The organism is Actinosynnema sp. (assembly GCF_052038725.1).
Map to the genome: position 1 here is coordinate 1 of NZ_JBQGCX010000939.1, position 2,270 is coordinate 2,270.

At 68.8% G+C, this 2,270-nt stretch carries 2 protein-coding genes; both read left to right on the top strand.

The features are described 5' to 3' along the window. Positions 1-215 precede the first annotated feature (215 nt). A complete protein-coding gene (locus ACTUAL_RS19880; RefSeq protein ID WP_440901302.1) occupies positions 216-1,352 on the top strand; it encodes a Gfo/Idh/MocA family protein in 1,137 nt (378 codons plus the stop codon). 53 nt (positions 1,353-1,405) lie between these two features. Further along, on the top strand, positions 1,406-2,270 hold an 865-nt coding region (locus tag ACTUAL_RS19885; RefSeq protein ID WP_440901303.1), incomplete at its 3' end, for a sugar phosphate isomerase/epimerase family protein.

A 2,270-nucleotide genomic window follows, 5' to 3' on the forward strand; every position in this document is an offset into this window, starting at 1 on the left:
GCCCGCGAGGAGGTCATCTCTCGTTGGTCGTCGGGCGTTGGTCGTCGGTCGTCGGGCGTTGGTCGTCAGGCGTTGCGCTTTGGGGGACTTTTGTCGAGAATCAGCAAAAGTTGGGGGAGCTTACTGCGGCATCTGGCCCAATCTCGGGTGGCGGTCGTGTGAGTTGGCCCCTTTTGGACTGGTTCGGGCTGGTTTGGGCTGGGTGAGGGGTGGCGATGACGCGATCGGGTGAGCGGATCGGTGTGGGGTTGGTTGGGCACGCGTTCATGGGGGCGGTGCACTCTCAGGCCTGGCGGACCGTTGGGCACTTCTTCGACGTGCCGCTTGTGCCTGACCTCGCCGTGCTCTGCGGGCGGGACGCTGTTCGCACTCGTGCCTCTGCTGACAAGTACGGGTGGCGTGAGGTTGAGACTGACTGGCGGGCGCTTGTTGCGCGGGAGGACATCGGGATTGTTGATGTCTGCACGCCTGGGGACAGTCATGCGGACATCGCCATCGCCGCCCTTGACGCGGGCAAGCACGTGTTGTGCGAGAAGCCGTTGGCCAACAGCGTCGAGGAAGCCGAGCGGATGGTTGCCGCTGCCGAGCGGGCTGCCGCGCGTGGGGTGAAGGCGATGGTGGCCTTCAACTACCGGCGGGTTCCGGCTCTTTCGCTGGCGCGCAAGCTGGTCGCCGACGGGGAGATCGGGGAGGTGCGGCACGTTCGGGCCGTGTACCTCCAGGACTGGCTGTCCGACGCCGAGTCGCCCATGACCTGGCGGTTGCGGAAGGAGACTGCGGGGTCCGGGGCGCTGGGGGACCTCGGGGCGCACATCGTGGACGCTGCGCAGTTCGTCACCGGTGGGCTGGTCACCGGGGTTTCCGCGCTCACCGAGACGTTCGTGAAGGAGCGGCCGGACGAGCGCGGGGGGCGGGACGAGGTGACCGTGGATGACGCGGCGCTGTTCCTCGCGAGGTTCGACAACGGGGCCGTGGGGACGTTCGAGGCCACTCGGTACGCGCTCGGGCGCAAGAACGCCATGCGCATCGAGGTCAACGGGTCCAAGGGGAGTCTCGCGTTCGACTTCGAGTCGATGAACGAGCTGTCCGTCTTCACCGACGCGGGGCCCGACTCCGGGTTCCGGCGGGTTTTGGTCACCGAGCCCGGTCACCCCTACCTCGAGGGGTGGTGGCCGCCGGGGCACCTGCTCGGGTACGAGCACACCTTCACGCACGAGGTCGCCGACCTGCTCAGCGCCATCGGGACCGGCGTCGACCCGCACCCCGGCTTCGCGGACGGGCTGCGCGTGCAGCGGGTCCTTGACGCCGTCCAGACCAGCGCGGGCTCCGGGTCCGCCTGGACCGCGATCTGACCGCCTCCAGCAAGCCGTCTGACAACGCCGACAGAACGGAACGGAACACCACGATGAGCCGACCCGTCACGCTGTTCACCGGCCAGTGGGCCGACCTGCCCTTCGAGGAGGTCTGCCGCCTGGCGTCGAGCTGGGGGTACGACGGCCTGGAGATCGCCTGCTCCGGCGACCACTTCGAGGTCGACAAGGCGCTCGCCGACGACGACTACGTCCCGGCCAAGCTGGCGGTGCTGGAGAAGCACGGGCTGAAGGTCTGGGCCATCTCCAACCACCTGGTCGGGCAGGCCATCTGCGACGACCCGATCGACGAGCGCCACAAGGCGATCATCCCGGCCTCGGTGTGGGGCGACGGGGAGCCCGAGGGCGTGCGGCAGCGGGCCGCCGCGCACATGGCCGACGCCGCGCGCGCCGCCGCGAAGCTGGGCGTGGACACGGTCGTCGGGTTCACCGGGTCGAAGATCTGGAAGTACGTGGCGATGTTCCCGCCGGTGTCGCAGGCGGTCATCGACGACGGCTACCAGGACTTCGCCGACCGCTGGAACCCGATCCTGGACGTCTTCGACGAGGTGGGCGTGCGGTTCGCGCACGAGGTTCACCCGTCCGAGATCGCCTACGACTACTGGACCACCAAGCGCGCCCTGGACGCCCTGGGCAACCGCCCCGCGTTCGGCATCAACTGGGACCCGTCGCACTTCGTGTGGCAGGACCTGGACCCGGTCGGCTTCATCCTGGACTTCGCCGACCGGATTTACCACGTGGACTGCAAGGACACGAAGAAGCGCTTCGACGGCCGCAACGGCCGCCTCGGCTCGCACCTGGCCTGGGCCGACCCCCGTCGCGGCTGGGACTTCGTGTCCACCGGCCACGGCGACGTGCCGTGGGAGGAGTGCTTCCGCGCGCTCAACGCGATCGGCTACT